19 protein-coding genes are annotated in these 23,368 nt (G+C 68.5%); 5 read left to right on the forward strand and 14 right to left on the reverse strand.

Annotation, left to right across the window (positions count from 1 at the left end):
• Positions 1–14 precede the first annotated feature (14 nt).
• The gene (locus V9K99_RS06590; protein ID WP_337323296.1) at positions 15–515 is read right to left on the reverse strand and encodes an anthrone oxygenase family protein; all 501 of its coding nucleotides are present in this window, start codon (positions 513–515) and stop codon (positions 15–17) included.
• Positions 516–616: 101 nt separating this feature from the next.
• Complete coding sequence (locus tag V9K99_RS06595; RefSeq protein WP_337323295.1) at positions 617–2,890, reverse strand: M64 family metallopeptidase; 2,274 nt, start codon at positions 2,888–2,890, stop codon at positions 617–619.
• Positions 2,891–3,039: 149 nt separating this feature from the next.
• On the opposite strand from V9K99_RS06595, the gene V9K99_RS06600 reads away from it, so the two are divergent.
• Together V9K99_RS06600 and V9K99_RS06605 are read left to right on the forward strand one after the other, a co-directional pair.
• The gene (locus tag V9K99_RS06600; RefSeq protein ID WP_337323294.1) at positions 3,040–3,843 is read left to right on the forward strand and encodes a lysophospholipid acyltransferase family protein; all 804 of its coding nucleotides are present in this window, start codon (positions 3,040–3,042) and stop codon (positions 3,841–3,843) included.
• Between the two features lie 39 nt (positions 3,844–3,882).
• Complete coding sequence (locus V9K99_RS06605; protein WP_337323293.1) at positions 3,883–4,761, forward strand: prephenate dehydratase; 879 nt, start codon at positions 3,883–3,885, stop codon at positions 4,759–4,761.
• A 307-nt stretch (positions 4,762–5,068) separates the two neighbouring features.
• On the opposite strand, the gene V9K99_RS06610 is transcribed toward V9K99_RS06605, so the two are convergent.
• On the reverse strand, positions 5,069–7,561 hold the full coding sequence (locus V9K99_RS06610) for a S8 family peptidase (protein WP_337323292.1): 2,493 nt from the start codon (positions 7,559–7,561) through the stop codon (positions 5,069–5,071).
• A 142-nt stretch (positions 7,562–7,703) separates the two neighbouring features.
• On the opposite strand from V9K99_RS06610, the gene V9K99_RS06615 reads away from it, so the two are divergent.
• A complete protein-coding gene (locus V9K99_RS06615) occupies positions 7,704–9,635 on the forward strand; it encodes a TIGR03960 family B12-binding radical SAM protein (protein ID WP_337323291.1) in 1,932 nt (643 codons plus the stop codon).
• 324 nt (positions 9,636–9,959) lie between these two features.
• Here the strand turns inward: V9K99_RS06615 and V9K99_RS06620 are convergent, their stop codons facing one another.
• From V9K99_RS06620 to pcaD, 6 genes are all read right to left on the reverse strand, one after another.
• Positions 9,960–10,337 (reverse strand): hypothetical protein, encoded by a 378-nt coding sequence (locus V9K99_RS06620; RefSeq protein ID WP_337323290.1) that lies wholly within the window; start codon positions 10,335–10,337, stop codon positions 9,960–9,962.
• A gap of 51 nt (positions 10,338–10,388) precedes the next feature.
• Complete coding sequence (locus tag V9K99_RS06625) at positions 10,389–11,753, reverse strand: HAD-IA family hydrolase (protein ID WP_337323289.1); 1,365 nt, start codon at positions 11,751–11,753, stop codon at positions 10,389–10,391.
• A gap of 4 nt (positions 11,754–11,757) precedes the next feature.
• Entirely contained in the window at positions 11,758–13,080 is a 1,323-nt protein-coding gene (locus V9K99_RS06630; protein WP_337323288.1) for a M28 family metallopeptidase, read from the reverse strand.
• A 2-nt stretch (positions 13,081–13,082) separates the two neighbouring features.
• On the reverse strand, positions 13,083–13,268 hold the full coding sequence (locus tag V9K99_RS06635; RefSeq protein ID WP_337323287.1) for a hypothetical protein: 186 nt from the start codon (positions 13,266–13,268) through the stop codon (positions 13,083–13,085).
• 110 nt (positions 13,269–13,378) lie between these two features.
• Entirely contained in the window at positions 13,379–15,724 is a 2,346-nt protein-coding gene (locus tag V9K99_RS06640; protein WP_337323286.1) for a M43 family zinc metalloprotease, read from the reverse strand.
• Between the two features lie 266 nt (positions 15,725–15,990).
• Complete coding sequence (gene pcaD / locus V9K99_RS06645; RefSeq protein WP_337323285.1) at positions 15,991–16,734, reverse strand: 3-oxoadipate enol-lactonase; 744 nt, start codon at positions 16,732–16,734, stop codon at positions 15,991–15,993.
• Positions 16,735–16,769: 35 nt separating this feature from the next.
• Between pcaD and V9K99_RS06650 the strand changes: the two genes are divergently transcribed.
• Entirely contained in the window at positions 16,770–17,762 is a 993-nt protein-coding gene (locus tag V9K99_RS06650) for an asparaginase (protein ID WP_337323284.1), read from the forward strand.
• Here the strand turns inward: V9K99_RS06650 and V9K99_RS06655 are convergent.
• Positions 17,759–18,169 (reverse strand): DUF2000 domain-containing protein, encoded by a 411-nt coding sequence (locus tag V9K99_RS06655; protein WP_337323283.1) that lies wholly within the window; start codon positions 18,167–18,169, stop codon positions 17,759–17,761. The genes V9K99_RS06650 and V9K99_RS06655 overlap by 4 nt on opposite strands.
• Before the next feature lie 79 nt (positions 18,170–18,248).
• On the opposite strand from V9K99_RS06655, the gene V9K99_RS06660 reads away from it, so the two are divergent.
• Positions 18,249–18,710: an Lrp/AsnC family transcriptional regulator gene (locus V9K99_RS06660; protein ID WP_337323282.1), complete on the forward strand. Its 462-nt coding sequence runs from the start codon at positions 18,249–18,251 to the stop codon at positions 18,708–18,710.
• A gap of 4 nt (positions 18,711–18,714) precedes the next feature.
• Here the strand turns inward: V9K99_RS06660 and V9K99_RS06665 are convergent, their stop codons facing one another.
• From V9K99_RS06665 to mreD, 4 genes are all read right to left on the reverse strand, one after another.
• Complete coding sequence (locus V9K99_RS06665) at positions 18,715–19,458, reverse strand: hypothetical protein (RefSeq protein WP_337323281.1); 744 nt, start codon at positions 19,456–19,458, stop codon at positions 18,715–18,717.
• 118 nt (positions 19,459–19,576) lie between these two features.
• Complete coding sequence (rodA, locus tag V9K99_RS06670) at positions 19,577–20,743, reverse strand: rod shape-determining protein RodA (protein ID WP_337323280.1); 1,167 nt, start codon at positions 20,741–20,743, stop codon at positions 19,577–19,579.
• Between the two features lie 36 nt (positions 20,744–20,779).
• Positions 20,780–22,837 (reverse strand): penicillin-binding protein 2, encoded by a 2,058-nt coding sequence (gene mrdA, locus V9K99_RS06675; RefSeq protein WP_337323279.1) that lies wholly within the window; start codon positions 22,835–22,837, stop codon positions 20,780–20,782.
• On the reverse strand, positions 22,834–23,367 hold the full coding sequence (gene mreD, locus V9K99_RS06680; protein WP_337323278.1) for a rod shape-determining protein MreD: 534 nt from the start codon (positions 23,365–23,367) through the stop codon (positions 22,834–22,836). The genes mrdA and mreD overlap by 4 nt, the downstream gene beginning before the upstream one ends.
• Between the last annotated feature and the right edge of the window lies 1 nt (position 23,368).

Consider the following 23,368-nt stretch of genomic DNA (forward strand, 5'->3'; position numbering starts at 1 on the left):
CGGCGTGGTTGGGGTCAGGGCTGGGCGGCTGATTTGCCGGTCAGGTAGAGGGACCAGGCGAGGAGGGCGAAGGCGAGGGTGCTGAGGATGACGCGGACCAGGTTGTAGGCCTGCCACTTGCTCTCGTTGAAGGCGGCTCGGGCGGCGGTGACGTCGATCGTGTTGGGGTCGCCGGCGGCCTTGAGCGCGTCGTTCATCGGGACGTTCACCGCGATCGTGATGATCATCGTGATCAGGTAGAGCACGAACGCCGCCGCGATCCACGGCAGCGCGTCCTCCTTCAGGCTGAGCAGACCGGCGAGCACCGTGAACACCGCCGCGCCGAGGAACCCGAGCAGCAGGAACACCGGGTTCAGGATGGCCCGGTCGACCGCCTGGAACGCGCCCACGAAGGTCTTGTCGTCCGTCTTCGCCAGGCCGGGCATGAAGGCGTTCGAGTAGATCCCGTAGATCCCCGCCATCAATCCCGTCACCATCGTGGCCGCCAGCAACGACGCCACTCGCAGTCCGTTCATCTCACCCCTCCAGTACGACGGGACCGTCCCGCACCGGAAAAACTAGAGCACCGAAACCTGCCCGGACATGTCACCGAAACTCAGATCCATGTCAGTGGGGCTCACAACCCCACGCACTGGCCGGAGCGTGGTCCGGACACCTGGTTCGGCGCCTGCAGGTTGACCGGCGCGGGCGCGTTGCCCGAGCAGCTCAGTGGCCCGCCGACCGTGTTCCCGGCCAGCACGGCGGCCTCCGTCGTACCCGATCTGGTCACGGACACCGGCCCCTCGACCGAGCTGCCGACCGCGACCACGCTCCGGGTCGCGCCGTCGACGCTCACCGGGCCCTCGACCCGGCTCCGGAGCAGGTGCAGGTCGGCCGCACGATCCGCCCGGAGCGGACCCACGACGCGGCTGTCGGTGGCAACGAGCGACGCGCCGGCGCCGACCAGGACCGGGCCGTTGTTGGTCGCACCGACCAGGCAGGTCACCCCGGACCGCACGTACAGCGGGCCGTTCCGCACCCCGGTCACGGTCGTCGTACAAGCAGGGGCCGGACGTAACAAGGTGACCGCGAAGCGGCGCGGGGTCCCGATGTTGCCGGTGGCATCGATAGCCCGGTATTCGACCAGATGCCGCCCATACCCGGACGGTACGTCGTCCCACGGCACCACCCGCGGCACCCCGAGCTTCCCGTAGACGAGCTGGTCGATCTCGGTCCCCTCGGCGGTGAACCGGAACGGCGCGGACGCGTCCGTCGGCCAGCCGTAGTAGTTGTACCAACCGTCCCCGTTGACCCTGAACTCCGGAACGACGTACCCCTCGCTGTCGTCCGTCGCCGCGAGGCCCATGGTGAAGGCGTCGTTGTAGATGTACTCCGGTCCGGTCGGCTTGTTCACCTTCAGCAGCGGCTTCGACAGGGTCGACTCCACCACCGGCTCGACCCCGTCGACCGACCAGGTCAGCGTCTCGCCGCCCACGGTCGCGGTCAGCGTGTGCCGCCCGGTCAGCTTGAGCGGCTCGAGGTCGAGGTCCCGGTCGTTGCCCGGGTTCGCGACCGGCTGGCCGTCCAACCGCCACTCGATCGCCGGCTGCGACGTGTCGGACTGGGTCGTCTCGGCGTAGACCACCTCGTCGGCGCTCACCGGATGCTCGGTCGACGTCGATCCGGTGAACTCGACCGGCTCCGACGACGGCTCGGCCGTGAGCTCGGTGTTGACGGTCCACGAGCGAGAAGCGGTCGGACGTACGGCGGGATCGCGGATGAACCCAGTCGGGTCGACGATCTTGGCGGTGAGGGTGTGCAGACCGGGTGAGAGGTCGAGGAGCGAGAGATCGACGGCACGGCGGTTCGCGGTCGGCAGCGTCGTACCATCCAAGGTCCAAGTGACCTCGAGTTCGTGGCTGACCGGGTGCAAGGTCTGCAGCCAGACGACCTGGTCGGCGGCCACCTGTCCGGTCGGCGTACTGCCCTGGAGCAGGTTGACCCGGGACGAGATCCGCTGAGTCATCCGCTCCCGCGACACCTGGTCGAAGTAGTAGCCGAGCGTCTTTATCATCGAGTGCCGGCTCGGTCGCCAGACGCCTGATCCGGCGTACATGCCGCCCTCGTAGCGGGCGATGGTGCCGCCGGACTCGGACGGCTCGCCGAGCCAGCGGTACCACTTCTTCTGCTGATCCCGCATTTGCTGCTCGGTCAGCAAGGTGTGGTGGATCGAGGAGGGTTCAGCTCCCTGGTACGGCGCGCCCCGGTCGCCGCGGGCGTAGTAGTCGTACTCGTCCTGCAGGCCGCCGAGCGAGTGGCCGAGCTCGTGCGGGGTGATCAGGGCGGACAGCGCGTTGCCACCGGAGGCGGTCGCGTACGTCCCGCCGGCGCCGCCGTACGTATCGCTGTTGCCGATAGCAAGAATCTGGCGGTTGGCGGCGGTGGTGCCGGCGACGAGGTCGGCGTACTGGATGGCCGCGGTCGAGCTGACCGTGAGCAGACGCTGGACGCTGTTCGGGTTGCAGCCGCCCCAGAACCCCATCTGGAGTGGGGTGTCGACCTTGGGCGAGGTGAGGTTCGGGTCACAGTCGACGCCGCTCTCGGGCGACGGGATCTCGACCGCGTAGACGTTCAGGTAGTTCCGGTACGACTTGAACGGCTCGATGCTCCAGAGCACGTTCAGGTGCTTGTCGACCTGCTCGCGGAACTTCGGCAGCTCGGCCGCGGTGTACCCGTCGCCCATCACGACCAGGTTGAACCGCGACTCGGCCGGCCCGGTGACCTGGATCGGGACCACCCTTGCTTGCGTCGCTGCCACGACTTCCGTCGTACTGGCTCCGGCTGCGACCGGCAGGCCGGCGAACACCGCCGCGACCACCCCCAGCACTGCCGTCAGTCCTCTTGTCCGCACAAGACCTCCCCAGTCGGGCGACACTGGCGTGAGCAGCTTACGAAGGTACGTCGGCCCGTGTCAGGAGTTCACGCGTGGCGACATGCGCGCCAATCGGGGCCGTCGTGCGGCATCATGAGGGGTCGGGGAACTGTGAGGAAAGGATATCGATGACGGAACCGGCGCAGGCGCCGCGGCCCGAGCCGGACCGGGGACGACCGGCTGATGACGCTGGAGACGGCGACGGCAAGGGTATCTACTGGGTGCTGAAGAACGTGCTGATCGGTCCCCCGGTCAAGCGCATCTTCCGGCCGAACGTGATCGGTGCCGAGAACATCCCCGCCGAAGGCCCGGCGATCATCGCCAGCAACCACCTGTCCTACGCCGACTGGATCTTCATGCCGCTGGTGCTGCGCCGGCGGGTCACCTTCGTGGCGAAGTCCGACTACTTCACCGGTGCCGGGATCAAGGGCCGGTTCCAGCGCGGCTTCTTCAAGGGCACCGGCCAGGTGCCGATCGACCGGTCCGGCGGATCGGCGTCCGAGGGCGCGATGCGGGCCGGGATGAAGGTGCTGGAGCGCGGCGAGCTGTTCGGCATCTACCCCGAGGGCACCCGCTCGCACGACGGCCGGCTGTACAAGGGCCGCACCGGTGTCGCCCGGCTCGCGCTGGAGGCCAAGGTCCCGGTCATCCCGTGCGGCGTGATCGGCACCGACAAGGTCGCGCCGCCCGGCAAGATCGTCGCCTCGGTCGCCCCGCCCACGGTCAAGTTCGGCGAGCCGCTGGACTTCTCCCGGTACGAGGGGATGGAGGGCGACCGGCTGATCCTGCGCGCCGTCACCGACGAGATCATGTACAAGATCATGGAACTGTCCGGCCAGGAGTACATCGACATGTACGCCACCAAGGCCAAGGCACTCGAGGGCCGCGCGGTCACCGGCGCACCGAAGAAGGTCCGCAAGTCGGACACCTGATCCAGTTGGCGAGACACGTGGGGTCTACCCTGGGAGATCGTGGACGGATCGATCGCTTACCAGGGTGAGCCAGGCGCCAACTCGGCGATGGCATGCACCGACATGTACCCGGACCGCGAGCAGCTGCCCTGTACGACGTTCGAGGACGCGCTCGAGGCGGTCAGCAGCGGCCGGGCCGGGCTGGCGATGATCCCGGTGGACAACTCGATCGCGGGCCGGGTGGCGGACATCCACCACCTGCTGCCGGAGTCCGGTCTGCACATCGTCGGCGAGTACTTCCTGCCGATCCACTTCCAGCTGCTGGCCGTCCCCGGTACGTCGATCGACCAGATCCGGACCGTCCGCAGCCACGTGCACGCCCTCGGGCAGTGCCGCAAGATCATCCGCGAGCACGGGTGGTCGACCGTCGTCGCCGACGACACGGCCGGCTCCGCCCGCGAGGTCGCCGAGCTCGCCGACCCGACCGTCGCCTCGCTGTCCCCCCGGGCCGCGGCCGACCTGTACGGGCTGGAGACGCTGGCCAGCGACGTCGAGGACGAGCACCACAACACCACCCGCTTCCTGGTGCTGTCCCGCGAACCCGAGGTGCCGCCGGTCGGCTCCGGCCCCGTCATCACCAGCTTCGTGTACCGGGTCCGCAACGTGTCGGCCGCGCTGTACAAGGCGCTCGGCGGTTTCGCCACCAACAACGTCAACATGACCAAGCTGGAGTCGTACCAGCTCGGCGGCATGTTCTTCGCCACCCAGTTCTACGCCGACATCGAAGGCCACCCCGACGAGCCGAACGTCGCCCTGGCCCTCGAGGAACTCGCCTTCTTCTCCGTCGAGGTCCGCCTCCTCGGCGTCTACCCCGCCCACCCCTTCCGCGCCCAAATAGCCGAACCAGCCGCCAACCGCGCCCTCCGCCCCCACCACTAGCGAGCTGGCGGCGTACACCCAGATGGGCGGTACGCCGGGAACTCCCAGCCGGCTGAACCAGTACGACACCTTCGTCCGCCGCTCCCACCGCGGGCACCTGAATCCGTGGGCCGGGGTTGCCGTTCCCGGACCTGCGCCACTCACCAACCCTTGCTGATCGCCGGTCTGAGCTCGAGGCTGAGCGTGAGCCGCGGGGGTTGCCTGTGGTTGGTGAGTGCTGGAGGTCCGCCGACGGACAGGATCCCTGGCTGCGGGCAGTTCGGCCGGCCTGCACCAGCGGCTGCGGCTGGCGCTCCACGGACTGAGGCTAAGGCGTGTAGTTCCAGGTTTGGTGGGTGGTGGTGCCGGCGGTGAACTGGCGTGGCGGGCGGGTCTCGGAGCTGAAAGCCTGTTCCCAGTCGACCCGGGGTTCGAGGTAGTGGTTCAGCCGGCTGGGGAGCTCGACCTCGGCACCGATCGGCATCACCTTGAACCCGGGAGTGCCCAGCCGCCACGAGGTCGTCGTACCGGCCGGGCCGTTGTACTGCGCAACGACCTCGGCCAAGTGGCGATCGGAGTAGACGCGGCGGCGGAGACCGTCGAAGAACTGGCCGCGGTGCGTGTTGACCAGGCCGTACAGGTACGGACTCCCCTCCAGCGAACCGTTGGCGGCGACCTTGCCCAGATAGGAGACCTGGAAGGCGGTGAACTCGGCCACCTGGCGAGAGCCGATCCGGCCGACGTATAGGTCCTTGATCTCCGGGCGCAGCTGCCAGGTGAGCAGATCCTGGTCGCCACCCTTGTACTGATAGCCGACGAAGGCCACGAAACCGCTGGCGTCCTTGCGTGGCACCGTGATGCTGACCGGTTTCGCCCGGCGGGCATCCACGGTCACACTCGTGGCACGCCGTACGTCGAAACCGGGCTCGACCAACCGGTACAGCTGTCCCCTGGGACCGAAGATCGTGGCCTCGAGAATGTAGGTGCCGCGCGGCACGCGGACGGTCGTCTTGCCGGTGGCGTCCTCGGTGTCGCCGGTCCGCACGTTCCAGAAGGAGACGTAGCCGCGGGACGCCGGGACGGGCGCGCCATCGGCACCGAGCACGCGCAGGGCGACGTCGTAGCTCTCGACCTCCTTGTCGACCACCAGCGGTACGACGACTCGCTGCGCTCCCCCAGTCGCGGTGATCCGGCCGCTGTAGACGCCATCGGCGCCTGGATGCGTGGTGTCGGAGATGACCTGGACCGACGCCTCACCACCGGCCGGGACGGTGATCCGTTGAGCGCTGAGCCGCAGCGCGCCGGTCGGAGCCGCCTGGCCGCCAAGAGCGAGCTCGGCGTTCAGATCGAGGGTGGCCGGAGTACTGCCGAGATTGCGGTAGGTCAGTGTCTTGCTGACGGGCTTGTCGTCAGCGTGCGGCCACAGCGCCGTACCGAACGAGATGCTGCCGGTGGCGGCGACCACGGACTGCGTGACAGCGCGGGTCAGGTCGACCCGGCCCGCACCCTGCTGGTACGGCGTCAGTGCGTCGTTCGGCTTGGCAGCCGCCATCAGGGCGCCCTTCAGCTCGGCTGCCTTCCAGCCGGAGTGCTGCTGGACGAGCAGCGCGGCCGCACCCGCGACGTGCGGTGTCGCCATCGACGTGCCTGACATCCGGCTGTAGTGGTCGCCGACCGGCTCCCCCAGTACGGCGTTCGCAGCGCGTGCCGCCACGATTCCGACACCCGGGGCGGTGATGTCGGGCTTGACTGCTCCGCCGGCCGCCGGCCCCTGGCCGGAGAAGTCCGCGAGCGCTTCGTCCCGGTCGACCGCGCCGACCGTCAGCGCGGCCTCGGCGGTACCGGGTGACTCGACGGACTCGGGACCACCACGGTTGCCTGCGGCAACGACGAACAGTGTTCCGGTGGTCCGAGTCAGCCGGTCGATCGCTTCCTCCAGCGGATCGGTCTCGTCGCCGCCCGGGCTGCCGAGGCTGAGGTTGACCACCGGAGCGTGCTGGGCGACGGCCCATTCGATGCCGGCCAGTACGGCGGACTCCGAGCAGTCGCCGGAGTCGTCGCACACCTTCCCGTCCAGGAGCTTCGCGTCGGGGGCCACACCGCGTTTACCCGCGATCGTGGAGGCGACGTGGGTGCCGTGGCCCGCGACGTCGGCCGCCGGGCTCGCGGTGAAGTTCTTGGCGGCGGCCACCTGGCCGGCCAGGTCCGGATGAGCGGTGTCGATGCCGCTGTCCAGGACCGCGACCGTGACGCCCTTGCCGGTGTATCCCGCCTGCCACGCCGCGGGTGCACCGATCTGCGGGACGCTGTGGTCGAGCGACGTACGCAGCTTCCGATCGAGCCAGATCTTGCCGCCGGCCTTCCGCTGCCGGGCCTGGGTGAGGAACGCGGCGGCGTCCCGCTTCGGCACAGCCAGCGCGGCCGCCGACTTCAACGTGCGGACCGTCTTCACCCGCGGGACTTCACCGGTGACGAGCAGCGGAATATCCCCACGGGCGGCATCGTCGTACCCGTCGCGGAACAGCAGGTCGACGTCGAACAGCCGCTTGTCCAACTGCCCGGTCCGGACGGCCTCCCGGACATCAGACGGGATCACCGTCCACTCCTTGCCGGTACGGCGACTCTCGAACGTCACCCGCTCCCGACCGGCACCCTTCGCAATCGAAACCTGCTCACCGCGCAGAATCACCCGATCACCAGTGATCAACGTGACGACACGATCCCTCGGCTCGGCCGGCAGCGCAGCCTGGCCGATCGTTGGCAGACCCAGAGCGCACAGCGTCGCCCCCAGCAGCATCGGCACCCATCGTCTCTTCCGCACAGACATCCCCTTCGTAGTCGAAGCTTCACTGTCCGAATGTCCGGACCCACCCCAGCCATTTCGGCTCGGGCGCAGCGATGCGGGGATATCGGGGGGCGAGCGTTAGTCTGGTAGGCGCTCTGATCCCGACCGGAAGTGCCCGATGACTGTCGAATCGTTGTTCCCGCGCCTCGAGGCGTTGCTGCCGGGGGTGCAGAAGCCGATCCAGTACGTCGGAGGCGAGCTGAACTCGGTCAGTAAGGACTGGGACGCGGCGAGTGTCCGGTGGGCGCTGATGTACCCGGACGCGTACGAGGTCGGACTGCCGAACCAGGGTGTCCAGATCCTGTACGAGGTGCTGAACGAGCGCGACCACCTGCTGGCCGAGCGGACCTACTCGGTCTGGCCGGACATGGAGAAGGTGATGCGGGACAACGGCATCCCGCAGTTCACCCTGGACAGCCACCGGCCGGTGCGCGCGTTCGATGTGTTCGGGCTGTCGTTCTCGACCGAGCTCGGCTACACCAACATGCTGACCGCGCTCGACCTGGCCGGCATCCCGCTGTACGCCGTCGACCGGACCGACGAGGACCCGATCGTGCTGGCCGGCGGGCATGCCGCGTTCAACCCGGAGCCGATCGCCGACTTCATCGACGCCGCCGTCCTCGGTGACGGCGAGGAGATCGTGCTGGCCATCTCGGACGTGATCCGGGAGTGGAAGGACGAGGGCTCCCCGGGTGGGCGCGACGAGGTGCTGATGCGGCTGGCCGCGTCGGGCGGCGTCTACATCCCGAAGTTCTTCACCGTCGAGTACCTGACCGACGGCCGGATCAAGCGAGTCGCTCCGAACCGTCCCGGCGTACCGTGGCGGACGGCCAAGCACACGGTGATGGACCTCGACGCCTGGCCGTACCCGAAGAAGCCGCTGGTCCCGCTGGCCGAGACCGTGCACGAGCGGTACTCGGTGGAGATCTTCCGCGGCTGCACCCGCGGCTGCCGGTTCTGCCAGGCCGGCATGATCACCCGGCCGGTGCGCGAGCGCAGCATCACCACGATCGGCGACATGGTCGAGAACGGGCTGAAGCAGTCCGGGTTCGAGGAGGTCGGGCTGCTCAGCCTGTCCTCGGCCGACCACAGCGAGATCGCCGACGTGGCCAAGGGCCTGGGCGACCGGTACGAGGGCAGCAACGTCTCACTGTCGTTGCCTTCGACAAGGGTCGACGCGTTCAACATCACGCTGGCCAACGAGTTCTCCCGCAACGGCCGGCGTAGCGGCCTGACCTTCGCCCCGGAGGGCGGGTCGGACCGGATGCGCAAGGTGATCAACAAGATGGTCAGCGAGGAAGACCTGATCCGCACCGTCGCGGCGGCGTACAGCCACGGCTGGCGGCAGGTGAAGCTGTACTTCATGTGCGGCCTGCCGACCGAGACCGACGAGGACGTGCTCGCGATCGCCGACCTGGCCAAGCGAGTGATCGCCACCGGCCGCGAGGTGTCCGGCCGCAACGACATCCGTTGCACCGTGTCGATCGGCGGTTTCGTGCCGAAGCCGCACACGCCGTTCCAGTGGGCGTCGCAGCTCGGCGTCGAGGAGACCGACGCCCGGCTGGCCAAGCTCGGTGCCGCGATCCGCTCGGACCGGAAGTACGCGAAGGCGATCGGGTTCCGCTACCACGACGGCAAGCCCGGCATCATCGAGGGCCTGCTGTCCCGCGGCGACCGCCGGGTCGGCCGGGTGATCGAGCAGGTCTGGCGTGACGGCGGCCGGTTCGACGGCTGGAGCGAGCACTTCTCCTACGAGCGCTGGGTCGAGGCGACCGAGAAGGCGCTGGCCGACGAGCCGGTCGACCTGGCCTGGTACACGACCCGCGAGCGCGAGTACGCCGAAGTCCTGCCGTGGGACCACCTCGACTCCGGCCTGGACCGCGACTGGCTGTGGGAGGACTGGCAGGACTCGCTCGAGGAGGACGGCGCGATCGAGGTCGAGGACTGCCGCTGGACCCCCTGCTTCGACTGCGGCGTCTGCCCCCAGATGGGCACCGAAATCCAAATCGGCCCCACCGGCAAGAAGCTGCTTCCGCTGTCCGTGGTCTAACCCCTCGCCCCGCCCCCGGCAATTTGAGGGGATAACCCCTCACGTTGCCGGTTCTCCCGTCGAAATACGACGTGAGAAGGGAGCATTTCAGGGGTTATCCCCTGAAATGGTCGGCTGAGGTCAGAGTGGGTTGGTGCCGTCCAGGTTCAGGGCGGAACCCTTGCGGAAGAAGCGTTTGGCGACCAGGTGACCGTTCTCGGCGGCCATCCGAACCCACGGTTCGGAGGCCGCGAGGCCTCCCCAACCAGCCCGGCATCCGCCGCTCACCCTATCCCGCGGCACGGGCCGACCAGGCTGTCGTCCGCGCGCCGCGGGCCGGGGCAATCAGTTGCAGTAGTACGCCGGGCTGGGAGTCGTCTCGGTCTGGTCCTGCCAGTGGGCAACGCCGATGTAATAACCGCAGCCAGTGCCCTCGTCGAACCACGCGCCGCCACCGGAGTAGGCGTACGTCTCGGCGACCGTAGTGAACGGACCGGAGGCGCTCGCGCCCTTCTGCAGCTCGACGCGAACCTCGGTGACGCTGTTCGAGCAGCCTTCGAGACCGACGCCGACGTACAGCATCAGTGCGCTGTAGCCGACGCTGTTCGCCGTCGTCAGGTCGCAGGCCTGGATCCCGGCCGGAGCAGCGTGCGCCGGGGCGCCCACGGCCAGGCCGGCGGCGACAGCAGCGGTGGTCAGCGCGGCACCAAGAAGCTTCTTCATCTGATTCCTCTCTGGGGCGGTGGGAAATTTACAGAGAGCAATCAGAATAGGTCAGTCAGTTACACCCGTCGACGCCGAAAGAAGCAGGTCGCTGAGCAGGACCTGGTCAGCACTGCCCAGAACCAGGTCAGCGGCAGCCACGTGCGCCTCGTCGACATAGGGATTCGGGATCGCGACCGCGAACATCCCCGCCGCCTGTGCCGCCGCCACCCCATGCGCGGTGTCCTCGACCGCGATCGCTTCCGCACCTGGTACGTCGATCCGTCGCAGAGCCAACTCGTAGATCGCCGGATCGGGCTTGTGCGTCGCGACCTCGTCGCCGGTGACGATCTCATCGAACAGCTCGATCGCATCCACCCGCTCCAGATGACCGCGCACCCACGGTCGCGGTGAACTGCTCGCGATCGCCACCGTCAGCCCCAGCTCCCGCGCCGCCGAGATCCACTCCCGGATCCCCGGCCGAAAGTCCAGCTCTTCGTGCAACCGGTCGCGGTGAGCGGTCCGGCGCGCGTGACTCGCCGCCCGGTCGAAGCCGGCCCCGACCGCCGCGCCGAGCGGCTCGTACCGCGCCTCGGTGATGTCACCGCCGTGCCCGGGCCAGAAGTCGTCGAGATCCAGCTCGAGCCCGTGGTGCGCCCACTCGGACCGCCAGCTCTCCACCATCGTCGTCTCGGTGTCCATCAACAGCCCGTCGAAGTCGAACACCACCGCCCGCACCCCGACCGGCACCAACCGCGCCGCAAGCCGATGTACGTCGGCCTCACTCAGCCCGCACGCGGCCAGATACGCCCGCACACCGCCGTAGCGCCGGTCCACGTGATCGAGCGACTCGAGGATCGTCGACGGCATCGTCCGCGAGAGGATCTCCGCTCTCGGCCGCTTGTTCGCAGGCATCTCAGCGAGCTGCGCGAGGATGCCAAGCCGCTCCTCACTCACCGCGTAGTCGGCGGCGATCACCTCGCGAGGTACCCCGACCAGGTCGAGCCACAACGCGATCAGCAGCCCGGTCCGATCCTTGCCGGACTTGCAGTGCACCACGACCGGCGCATCGGCCGGCGCCGCGATCAACGCACGAAACGCCTTGGCGATCTGGCTCTTGTTCCGGTCGAGACTGCCCCGATAGATGTCCGCCAGCAGCGGCTCGGCCGCGGCATCACGGTGCACCTCGGCGGCCGGGTCGATCCACGGGATCCGCTGGTACGACGCCGAGCCGTCGAGCAGATGTGGTTGCTTGATCTCCCAGTCGGAGCGCAGGTCGAGCACCAACCCGGGTCCGGCGGCGACGAAGGCGGCCTGCCCTTCGTCGTCCAGGTTGTCCGGTGAGTCCGTCCGGAGCACGGTCCCGCTGCGTGTCGGTACGCCGTACCGGGTCGGAAGTCCGCCGATGTCACGCGCGTTCAGGCATCCGCTCCACACCCGGTCAGCTTAGGACAACACCTCCGAGCGACTCGAAGTCGTTCCACGTGCCGTCGAATGCCTTGTGGTGCATCGCCGAGTCGACCCCGACCGCGAAGACGTCGAGCCGGCCAGGACCCCACGCCACCACCGAGCCGGCCAGTCTGGGCCGGGTCACCGCGGCGATCGGTTCGAGCCAGCCGGCCAGCGCGGCCACGTTCATCCGCAGGATCTCGGCCGCCAGCGCCCAGTCGAGGATGTTCAGCGTGTCGGTCGCGGTGTGGATGTGCCCGTTCGCACTGTCCGCCCCTTCGATCGTCAGCACGGCAGGGATCCCGGCGTTGATGAAAGGCACATGGTCGCTCGCGAACGGGTTCAGCGATGTCTCCACCTTCAGCCCGGTATACGTCGCGGCCGCCGTCGCCAGGTCGTCCATCTGACTCGACGACACGGCCGCACCTTCCAGCAACACTGTCGGTACGGCGCTGTTCTTGCTCGCGATCATGTCCATGTTCAGTACGGCGCGGATCCGCGACCGCTCGGCCTGCGGCAGTGCGGCGACGTACTGCTTGCTGCCGAACAACCCCTGCTCCTCGCCACCGAACAGGATCAGCCGTACGTCGTGCCGCCACGACCGGGTCGACAGCAGCCGTCCCAACTCGAGCACCCCGGCCGAGCCGCTTCCGTTGTCATCCGCACCGGGAGCGTTCGCGGCCGGTCCACCCGCGAGGTTGACCGAGTCCAGGTGCGCGGTGATCAGTACGACGCCGCCGCCACCGGTCCCCGGTCGATCGCCGATCAGGTTCTGCGACTTCCCGCCGCCGACGGTGACCGTCGTCCGCGTCACTCCGTAGCCGAGGGCAACCATCCGGGCCGCGGCGAAGTCCATCGCGGTGGTGAACGACGGACTGACCGAGTGCCGCGTCGGCAGACTCGCGAACCAGGTCAGATCAGCCTGGTACGACGTCGGCGACAGCTCACCGACGAGATCCGCGACGGCCGGATCCACCCGGGCCGCGGACGGAGCCGGCAGATCGACGACCGTCGTACCGGCGCGCAACGGCTCGACCCGCCAGCAGTTGTTCGACCGGCGGCGGGGTTTGTCGGCGGACGAGATCACCAGGTGCCGGCCGTGGTCGACCAGCGGCGTGACATCGGGGAAGTCGTCCTGGAAACTCCGGCCCACCTGCGTGACGAGCAGCAGGCCGGGTGCGGTCCGGGAGGCCCGGCCGAGGCGTTGGTCGGCCGGGACCCAGAGGAGGGTCTTGTCGCCGAACCGCGCCGAGTGCGCGCCGTCGGCGGCTTCGGCAGTCGGTACGACGAGATAACGAACCGGTGCAGCGGTCATGTTCAGCCCTGCCATTTGATCTCGAGGCGGTCGGGCTCAGCCGTGACGATACGGCCGGCACCTTGAACGCCGCCGGGGTCGCGGGTGAGCCGGCCGGTGGCGTCCCACCGGCCGGCCGGCCGGGCCTCGGGCGCGTCACCGCGGCCGATCGCCCAGTCCACCCAGGTGCCGTCCGGGCGGAACTCCACCCCCCGCCGGCCTCGGGCCGGCGGGAAGGCGAAGTCGTCGCGGCGGTAGACGGTGATCCCGTCGTGGTCCTCCTCGAAGGAATGCGTCCACCGCCCTGGCGTGTGCTCGCTCAGCTCAGCACCACCTGTTCGATCGACGCCGGTGTCTCGGGAACCGTCACCTTGAAGTCGCTGATGATGCCGCCGAGCGGTTCGTACCCGGTGACCGACGGTCCCCAGGCCGAGCCGTCCCACCACTTGTGGTACAGCTGCTTGTCGGTGCCGGTGACGAACACGTCGAGCCGGTTCGCGCCCCACGAGACGACCCGCGGCTCGTCGGTGCAGATGCCGCCCATGTACTCCCAGTCGGTGACCGACGGTCCCCAGGCGGAACCGTTCCACCACTTGTGGTACAGCGCGGAATCCGTGCCGAGCACGAACACGTCGAGCCGGTCGGTGTCCCACGAGACGACGGTCGGAGCCGTCGTACACACACCGCCCATGTACTCCCAGTCCGACCAGGCCGAGCCGTTCCACCACTTGTGGTAAAGCGCGGAGTCGGTGCCGATGACGAACATGTCGAGGCGGTTCTCACCCCAGGCGACGACCCGCGGCGGAGAAGCGCAGACCCCGCCGAGGTACTCGTAGCCGGTCGCCGACGGTCCCCAGTTCGAGCCGTCCCACCACTTGTGGTAGACCGCGTTGTCGGTGCCGAGCACGAACACGTCGAGCCGGTCGCTGCCCCAGGCAACGACTTCGGGCGGGCTCATGCAGATCCCGCCGAGGTACTCGTACCCAGTCGTCGACGGTCCCCAGTTCGAGCCGTCCCACCACTTGTGGTACAGCGCGCGGTCGGTGCCGAGGACGAACGCGTCCAGCCGGTCCGGGCCCCAGGTGGCCAGTCGCGGCGGACTCATACAGATGCCGCCCAGGTACTCGTACCCGGTGACGGACGGTCCCCAGGCCGAGCCGTTCCACCACTTGTGGTACAGCGCGTGATCGGTCCCGAGGACGAACGCGTCCAGCCGGTCCGGCCCCCAGGACGCGACTTCAGGAGCACTCATACAGATACCACCCATGTATTCGTAGCCGCTGACGGACGGTCCCCAGGCCGAGCCGTTCCACCACTTGTGGTACATCGCCAGATCGGTGCCGAGCACGAACGCGTCCAGCCGGTTCGCACCCCACGCCACCACGGACCCGGCGGGTTCCGGCGTACCGGCGCCACCACCGCCGCCAGTCATCAGGCCGGGTCGGACGGTGTCCAGGCAGGCCTCCATCCGGGCCACCTGGTCGTCGGTGAACATCACCATGCCGCGGTCGTCGGTGTAGTCCATGTAGTCGTAGAACAGGTCGCCGTTCGGCCCGTTGCTGCAGGTCACGTGCGGGAACGTCGGTACGCCGAAGTTCGGGCCGGCCTGGTTCGGGGTGTCGGCGACCTCGTCGCTGCCGCTGCAGCCGGTGCCGTCGTCGCCCCAGATGTGGAACAGGTTCAGGTAGTGCCCGATCTCGTGGGTCGTGGTCCGGCCCAGGTCGAACGGTGCGGCCGCCGTACCGTTGGTGCCGAACCCGCTGTGCAGGATGACCACGCCGTCGGTGTCGGCCGGTCCGCCCGGGAACTGCGCGTACCCGAGCAGGCCGCCGCTGAGCTGGCAGACCCAGATGTTCAGGTACCGGTCGGTCGGCCACGGGTCGTGCCCGCCGGTCGCCGACGACTTCACCTTGTCGTCCGAGCCGAACCCGTTGACGTTCGTCTGCGTCCGGGTGACACCGGTGGTCGCGTTGCCGTCCGGATCCTCGGTGGCCAGGTAGAACTCGATCCGCGCGTCCGCGATCAGCCCGCTGAACGCCGGCGGGACGATCCCGATATCGGAGTTCGTGGCGCGGAAGTCGTGGTTCAGGACGTCGATCTGGCTGTCGATCTGGGCCTGCGAGATGTTCTGTGCCGCGGTCTTCCAGACCACGTGCACCACACACGGGATCCGCGCTATACCGGCAAAACGTTGCTGGCGGGCCACGTACTGCGTCGTCGCGTTCTCGATCGCCGACCGTGCGGCGGCGTACTCGGGTGAGGTGGAAAGCAGTCGGCGGTGCACGTCCATCACGCCGCACTGCCGTCTGGTCGGAGTCTCCGTTCGCCCGTCGGTGCCCGATCCTGGGCCGCTCATGCCCGCACCACCGGCTCCGGCTCCGCCGCTCATTCCGGCACCGCCCGCTTGGCCGCCGCCGCTCATCCCAGCGCCGCCTGCCTGCCCGGCACCGCTCATTCCGGCACCGCCGCCGGCGCCACCACCCATCCCGGCACCCGGTGCACCGGATCCGCCCGGCATGTCGGTGCCTGATCCGCTCATCGACATGCGGTTGCCCGCCCCAGGCATTTCGTTCGCCGCCGGTGCACCGTTCGCACTGTGCTCACCCGGCATTCGGTGACCGTCGTCGCGGTGCTTGTCCGCTCTCCCGTTGGCCTTCCTCGGCATCTCTCCCCCTTCCAAGCGGGGGCGAACACGCAGGTCGGGATCAGCACGATCCCGGACCGACAAGGATTCCCCAGCCCACCCTTCGATCGAAGACGGTCCCGCCCGCCTTCCCCCACCGAACAGCGTGCCCCCAACTCACTGCTCTCCGTTCACCTTCCACCCATCACCGCACGCGCACAACCCTTCGCACCCAGGCAGTGAACTTTCCCCCAATCCCCCAACCCCCGTTGAAGAATTGCTTGAACCCTCAAAGGTGGACGCCGCAGCTAGGAGAGGTGGGCCAGCAGGAGGGGGTTGATGGTTTCGGGGTGGGAGTAGGTGACTAGGTGGGCGGCGTTTTCGATGATTTCCAGGTGGGCTCCGGGGATGGCGGAGGCCAGGGGGATGACGGTTTCGGGTGGGATGGAGGTGTCTTGTTCGGTGGTGACGAGGAGGACGGGGGCGGTGATGTCGGCAAGTTTGGCGCGGAGGTCCGTCGTACCGAGGGCCTCGCAGCAGGCGGCGTAACCCTCGTCGGGGGTGTTGAGGAGTTGCTCGCGCAGGGGCTCGGTGTCGGGGAAGTCGGGGAGGAACCAGCGGCTCAGGGTCGCGTCGGTGATGGCCTGGGTGCCTTCGGCGCGGACGGTGGCCGCTCGGTCGGTCCACATCTGGGCGTCGTCGGCCGGGCTGCACGGCGGGCAGAGCAGCGCGAACCGGTGGAACCGGTCGGGCGCGTTCTCGGCCAGCCAGAGGCCGACCGCGCCGCCGAGGGAGATGCCGACATACGACGCCTGGTCGACACCGAGGGTGTCGAGCAGCTCGAGTACGTCGCCGCCGAGGTCGTCGATCGTGTACGGACCGGGCGGTGCCTCGGACTCGCCGTGGCCGCGGTGGTCGAACGCGATCACCCGGAACCGCTCGGCCAGCACCTCGACCTGCGGCGCCCACATCGCATGTGTCGTCCCGAGCGAGGACCCGAGCAGAACCACGGGCGCGTCGGCGGGACCGGTCTCCTCATAGTTGAGTCGCATAGGCCCACACTACGGACGCTGCTACTCTCCGCGGCATGACCAAGGGTGTGCCGGGCCTGGAATCTGTCCGCGAGTTGGCTTCGGTGGTGCGCGGCGGGTTCGTCGAAAGTCGCCACTTCGGAATCGCGGTCGCGGTCGATCCGGCCGGTACGCCGGTCGTCGCGGTCGGCGACGTGGACGCGGTGGTGTTGCCCCGGTCCACGACGAAGCCGCTGCAGGCTGTCGGGTGCATCGCGGCCGGCGCGGCGCTGACGGGTGAGGAGGCCGCGATCACGGCGGGCAGCCACACAGGCGAGGACGTCCATGTCGCCGTGGTCGACCGGATGCTCGCGAGCGCCGGGCTCGATCGAGGTGTGCTGGGGTGCCCGCCGGATCTGCCCGAGGACGAGGAGACCAGGAACCGGTTGATCGCCGCGGGCATCGGGCCGTCCCGGGTCCTGATGAACTGCTCGGGCAAGCACGCCGCGATGCTCATGGCAACGGTTGCGTCCGGCAATGATCCGGCGTCGTACCTGGACCCGGGAAGCCCGGTCCAGAAGACGATCACCGCGGAGATCGAACGGTTGACCGGGGCAACGACCGGGATCGTCACCGTGGACGGATGCGGCGCTCCGCTGGTCGGCGTTCCGCTGCGCGGGCTGGCGGCGAGCTTCGGCCGGCTGGCCACGGCTGCGGTCGGTACGCCGGAACACCAAGTGGCAGAGGCGATGCGGCAGCACTCCGAGTACGTCGGCGGTCGCGGTCACCAGAACACCCTGGTGATGCAGTTGCTCCCAGGGGTCATCGCCAAGGGTGGCGCGGAAGGCGTGATCGCGATGGCGGCGCCTGACGGTCACGCGGTGGCGGTCAAGGTGATCGACGGCAACCCGCGGGCCACGACGGCTCTCGGGCTCATGCTGCTGAGCATGTGTGGCGTGGACGTCTCAGCCGCCGCGGAACTGCTCGAGGTGCCCGTACTAGGCGGCGGCCAACCCGTCGGCGCAATCGAACTGCAGCTCCAACCGGCCCGGCGCGGTCGGACGATCTAGCGGTAGAGGGCCAGCGCTCCCGTGAGGGAATCGACGGCGGCGCGGGGGCCGAAGAGGGCGAGGCCCAGGTACTCGACGTCGTCCGGCTTGGTTCCGCTCAGGGTCGTGGACATCTGCTCGTAGGTCCGGGCGCGCTGGGCGATCTGGTGCATGTCGTGCACGGTGACGCCGTCCCGGGCCGCCGCCTGGGTGCGGAGGTCGTGCAGTTGTTCGGACGATGACCGTAGTACCGGAATCGGGTACGCGCACATCCCGGTGTGCGGGTTGCCGGCCGCGTCCTCGGTGTCCGGGCCGACCACGTCATCGTGGTGGTCGCCGAGGGCGACGCCGAGCAGGGCGGCAGTGTTCAGGGCGACGCCAACCGGCGCTTCGGCCGCGATGACCACGACCATCTTGTTCGTCAGCACGCGGCCAAAGTTAGTCGGCTGCCCGGCAGGTCACTCCGGCCACCGAACATCGTTCGGCAAACCTGCCAAACTACGTATCATGGACGAACTTGATACGGCGTTGCTGCGGATGCTGCAGAACGACGCGCGCCGGACCAACCGGGACATGGCGGCCGAGCTCGGCATCGCGCCGTCCACGTGCCTGGAGCGGATCCGCGGCCTGCGCGACCGCGGGGTGATCAGCGGGTACCACGCCGAGGTCGATCTGAAGGCGATCGATCGGTCCACCGAGGCGATCATCTCGATCAAGCTCCGCCCGCAGGCCATGGCGGTCGCGACCGCCTTCCAGGACTACGTCAACCAACTACCGGAGACACTGGCGATGTTCATGGTGTCGGGTGCGTCGGACTTCCTCGCCCATGTCGCGGTCAAGGACACCCAGGCGTTGCGCGACCTCGTCCTCGCGCTGGCGAAACGGCAGGAGATCGCCGACATCCGCAGCTCGGTCGTCTTCGAGCATCACCGCCGTACGACGGTCATGCCGCTGCCTGAGCGCCGATAGCCCGTCAGGCGCCCTTTTTGAGGACCTGTTGGGCCTTGGCGACCGCAGCTTCGGTGGCGCCTTCGAGTTCGCCGTCCTGACCGGCGAGCAGGGTGACGGAGACGACGACGTCCTCGACTCCCGAGGTGGCGGCGGTGAACTCCAGACCGCGGCGCGAACCGGAGATGACGGTGAGCCGGAACGCGAACGGGTCGGTGCCGAACTGCGGTGCGGAGATCTCCTCGACCTCCATCGAGTAGCTGCCCGCGCCGATCTTCATCGTCACCTTCGGGCAGGAGGTGACCGCCTTCTTGTAGGCGTGCTGCAGGTAGGCGACCTCATCCTTGTTGCCCATCGCATCGATCCCGAAGTCGAGGAAGGTGCCTTCCTGGCCGGCCGAGTACGAGCGGTGCGTGGTGGCCTTGGCTCCCGGTGCCTCGTTGGCGTTCAGGAACTTGACCAGCGTCTTGCACTTGCTGCTCGTCGACGAGAACGGCTTCTCGGTGTCGCCGGCCGGATCGTCCTTCTCCAACTGGTAACCCTCGGGCAGGTCGGCGAGTTCGAGCAGTGCCTTGGCGAGCTCGGCCGAGGTGCGCTTGACCGTGGCGGCCGGCGTCCCGGTCGCATCGGGTGTCTCTGGCGTGACGGTGGGTGTCGGTGTGCTCGCGGGCGGAGCAGATGCTGAGTCCTTGTTGTCATCACCGCAGGCGGTCAGCGAAAGGCTGACGGCGGTCACGAGGGCGAGCGGGAACGACACGAACCTGGTCATGGGGCTTCCAGAACCTTCCAGAACCTCTGAGGGCGCGCAGGCCCACCGGTGGCCGAGCAGGCAGCAGCGTACCTGACCGGTCAGGTCTTCTCGGGGAAGGCGTGACCGGCTCCGTGTGTCAGAACCGGTGCGAGCGGAGGTGGATGTTCTGGAGTAGACCGATCGCAAGCAGGCAGGCGAACATCGACGAGCCGCCGTAGGAGACGAACGGCAGCGGCAGGCCGGTGACCGGCATGATCCCGAGTGTCATCCCGATGTTCTCGAACGCCTGGAACGCGAACCAGCAGACGATCCCGGTCGCCACCAGCCGGCCGAACGCGTCCCGCGCGTTGATCGCGATCCGCAATCCGCGCAGCAGCACCAGCGCGAACAGCACGATGATCGCGCCTGCCCCGATCAGCCCGAGCTCCTCCCCCGCCACCGTGAAGACGAAGTCGGTGTGTTGCTCGGGCACGAACGCGTTCTGCGTCTGGCCGCCGTGGAACAGCCCCTGGCCGAACACTCCGCCGTTGCCGATCGCGATCCGGGCCTGGTTCACGTTGTACCCGATGCCCTGCGGGTCCTGGGACGGATCCGCGAACGCGATGAACCGGGCCAGCTGGTACTCCTTCAGCACCTGCAACTTGATCGCCAGCGCCGCCACCACCACGCCCGCGGTGACGAGCCCGAGCATCCAGCGCTTCGGTACGCCGGACACCGCGATGATCCCGAACGCGATCGAGCCGAGCACCATCACCGTGCCCAGGTCGGGCTGCATCATCACCAGCACCACCGGTACGGCGGCGACCGCGATCGCCTGCGCGACGTCGATGGTCCGGGCCGTCTCGCGGTGATCGGTCTCGCCCTTCTCGGCGATCAGCAGCGCCATCCCGACGATCACCGCGAGCTTGGCGAACTCACTGGGCTGGATCGACATCCAGGGCAGCTGGATCCACGACCGCGAGCCGTTGATCACGGCGCCGACCCCGGGTACCAGGACCAGGATCAGCCCGACGATCGAGGCGGCGTACAGGACCGGGGCGAGGATGCGGACCCGGCGGTGGTCGGTGACGGCGGCGCCGACCGCGAGCACCAGGCCGATGGCGAAGTTCAGCGCGTGCCGGAGCAGGAAGGCGTACTGGTTCCCGTCGGTGAGGGACGTCCGGTTGTGGGTCGCGGACCAGATCAGCATCGCGCCGATCGACGACAGCGCGACCACGCCGAGGACCAGGACCCAGTCGACGTGCCACACGGTCGACCGCCGGTCCATCCGCGGCCTGGTCCGGATCGGCGTCAGCAGCGCCATGATCGCGATCCCCCGGCGGCCGGGCCGGACTCGGCGCTACTCATTGCTCGGCTTCTGCTGCTCGGCCGGCGGCGTCGGCTTGATGTTGTAGAGCGTCTCGTAGATCTTGCGGACCGCGTCACCACCGGCGCCCGAACCGGTACCGGCCTGGCTGATCATCATCACCACGGCATAGCGATCCGTGTACGACGCCAGCCACGAGGTGGTCTGTTTGCCGTAGACCTCCGCCGTACCGGTCTTGGCCCGGATCTGCACCTGGTCGACCGGGAATCCGTTGAACTTCCAGGCCGCCGTACCGGTCTTGACCGTCTCCTTCAGGGCACGGTCGATGTAGCGGAGGTTCGACGACGACACCGGCAGTTTCGCCTTCGCCTTCGGCTTGATCTCGTGTGGCTTGCCGTTCGCGCCGATCCACGACTGGACGACGCGCGGCTCGTACAGCGTGCCGCCGTTGGACAGCGCCGAGTAGACCGTGGCCAACTGCAGCGGGGTGACGGTGGTGTCGCCCTGGCCGATGGCGAAGTTCACCGCGTCACCGGCGCGGTACCGGTACCCGTCGGCGCAGAACTCGCGGGAGAACTGCTTCAGGAACGCCGACGTCCCGGCCGGCGGGTTGTCGGCGAGCTTGCAGTAGTAGTCCTTCTGGGAGTCGTAGTACTCCTTCTTCCACTTGCGATCCGCGATCCGGCCGCTGACCTCACCGGGCAGGTCGATCCCGGTCGGCTTGCCGAGGCCGAACTTCTGCGCCATCTCGACCAGCGGGTCACGGGTGGTCACGTCGCTGGAGTTGCCGCCCTCCTTCAGCCAGAGCGCGTACGCGATCCGGTAGAAGAAGGTGTCACAGGACAGCGACAGCGCCTGGTCGAAGCCGATCATCCCGTAGGACGCGGACTCGTAGTTCTTGAACCGGCGGTTGCCGACCTCGAAGTACGACGAGCAGTCCAGCCGGGTCTTCGTGCTGTACCCGGCGGCCATCGCGGCCGCGGTGGTGATCGGCTTGAACGTCGACCCGGGGGCGAGCTGTCCCTGCAGGGCGCGTGAGACCAGCGGGGTGCCCGACTTCGTCGAGTACAACGCGTCCAGCTCGCGCTGCGAGATACCGCCGACCCAGACGCCCGGGTCGTACGTCGGGTAGCTGGCCATCGCGACGATCCGGCCGGTCTTGGTGTCCATCACCACGGCGGCACCGGAGTCGGCGACGTACTTGCGCTTGGTGATCTTGTCGTACTGCTTCCGCGCGGTCAGGATCGCGTTGCGCAACTGTGCCTCGACCGACGCCTGGATCCGCGCGTCGATCGTGGAGACCAGCGTGGCTCCTGGCACCGGCGCGGTCTGCTTCTGGACGCCGGTGGTGTACCCGACAGCGTCGACGGTGACGTCTTTGACACCCGGCGTACCGCGCAGGAGCTTGTCGTAGGTGCGCTCCACCCCGGCCCGGCCGACCAGGTCGGAACGGTGCGGAACCGAGTCCGTACCGGCCTTCTCCAGGTCGTCCAGCTCCTCGGTCGTGATGGGCGACAGGTACCCGAGGATGTGTGCCGCGTTCACCTTGTACGGCGAGGGATACGCGCGCAGCGTTTGCGACTCGGCGGCCACGCCCGGGAAGTCCTCGCGGCGCTCCATCACCTCGATCGCGACCTGCTCGCTGACGTCCTTCGCGACCGGGATCGGCTGGTACGGCGTACCGTTCCAGCAGGCCGGTGGCTTCGAGGCACCGGGCTCACCGCAGAGCATCGTGCGCGCCTTCAGGTCCTTCGGCTTCTGGCCGAGCACCTTCGCCAGCCGGGCGATCACCACGTTCTGCTGACTGTCCCGGAGTTTGGCCAGCACCGAACGGTCGACGGTGATGACCAGGGACACCCGGTTGCCGACCAGCGTGCGGCCCTGCGAGTCGACGATCGTGCCGCGCGGGGCGGGCACCAGCACCTGGCGGGTGTGGTTCTGCGTCGCGGCCTGGGTGTAGTCCGCGTTGGACATCACCTGCATGTACCAAAGCCGCGCGAACAACGTGCAGAACAACGAGAAAACCAGGACCCCGATCACAAACAACCGCAACCGCGCCTTGAGTGGGGCTTCGAAGCCGTCGAAACTCATGGCAGCACCCGGCGCCGTTCTCTGGCGGCGACGACTCGACCCATGATCCACATGACCAGTGGGATCACCACGATCGCACCGACCACGTCGTACCCAGCCGCGATACCGAGGCGGACGCCGAACTCACCCCAGTCGACCGACGGGTCGTGCAGGAGCGATCCGGTCGCGCAGTAGATGAAGAGAGACAGCGAGGCCCCGAGGACGACGGTCGCGGCGACGATCAACGGTCCGACCGGGCCGGCCGACGTCTCCCGCCGGATCAGACCGGCCACGTACCCGGCGATGGCCAGCGCGAGCGCCCAGCGGCCGGCGGTGTGATCAGCAGGAGGTACGACGTCGAGCAGTAGACCACCTGCGAAGCCAGTGATCGCACCCCACTCCGCTCCGCGGGACAGGGCCAGCGCGATGACGACGATCAGCACCAGGTCACAGGTGACCCCGGCGACCGCGATGTTCGACAGCACGGACGTCTGCACGGTGACGGCGATCATCAGGAACAGGGCCGCCAACCCGATGCGTAGCGCGATCACG

This window comes from Kribbella sp. CCNWLW201, from assembly GCF_037203805.1.
Lineage (GTDB): Bacteria > Actinomycetota > Actinomycetes > Propionibacteriales > Kribbellaceae > Kribbella.

What these genes read in the sequence shown, in the direction of transcription:
- V9K99_RS06630 (WP_337323288.1), bottom strand. Translation starts at nt 13,080, where the DNA reads ATGACCGCTGCACCGGTTCGTTATCTCGTCGTACCGACTGCCGAAGCC.
- V9K99_RS06640 (WP_337323286.1), bottom strand. Translation starts at nt 15,724, where the DNA reads ATGCCGAGGAAGGCCAACGGGAGAGCGGACAAGCACCGCGACGACGGT.
- V9K99_RS06590 (WP_337323296.1), bottom strand. Translation starts at nt 515, where the DNA reads ATGAACGGACTGCGAGTGGCGTCGTTGCTGGCGGCCACGATGGTGACG.
- V9K99_RS06660 (WP_337323282.1), top strand. Translation starts at nt 18,249, where the DNA reads ATGGACGAACTTGATACGGCGTTGCTGCGGATGCTGCAGAACGACGCG.
- pcaD (WP_337323285.1), bottom strand. Translation starts at nt 16,734, where the DNA reads ATGCGACTCAACTATGAGGAGACCGGTCCCGCCGACGCGCCCGTGGTT.
- mrdA (WP_337323279.1), bottom strand. Translation starts at nt 22,837, where the DNA reads ATGAGTTTCGACGGCTTCGAAGCCCCACTCAAGGCGCGGTTGCGGTTG.
- rodA (WP_337323280.1), bottom strand. Translation starts at nt 20,743, where the DNA reads ATGGCGCTGCTGACGCCGATCCGGACCAGGCCGCGGATGGACCGGCGG.
- V9K99_RS06600 (WP_337323294.1), top strand. Translation starts at nt 3,040, where the DNA reads ATGACGGAACCGGCGCAGGCGCCGCGGCCCGAGCCGGACCGGGGACGA.
- V9K99_RS06650 (WP_337323284.1), top strand. Translation starts at nt 16,770, where the DNA reads ATGACCAAGGGTGTGCCGGGCCTGGAATCTGTCCGCGAGTTGGCTTCG.
- V9K99_RS06620 (WP_337323290.1), bottom strand. Translation starts at nt 10,337, where the DNA reads ATGAAGAAGCTTCTTGGTGCCGCGCTGACCACCGCTGCTGTCGCCGCC.
- V9K99_RS06665 (WP_337323281.1), bottom strand. Translation starts at nt 19,458, where the DNA reads ATGACCAGGTTCGTGTCGTTCCCGCTCGCCCTCGTGACCGCCGTCAGC.
- V9K99_RS06615 (WP_337323291.1), top strand. Translation starts at nt 7,704, where the DNA reads ATGACTGTCGAATCGTTGTTCCCGCGCCTCGAGGCGTTGCTGCCGGGG.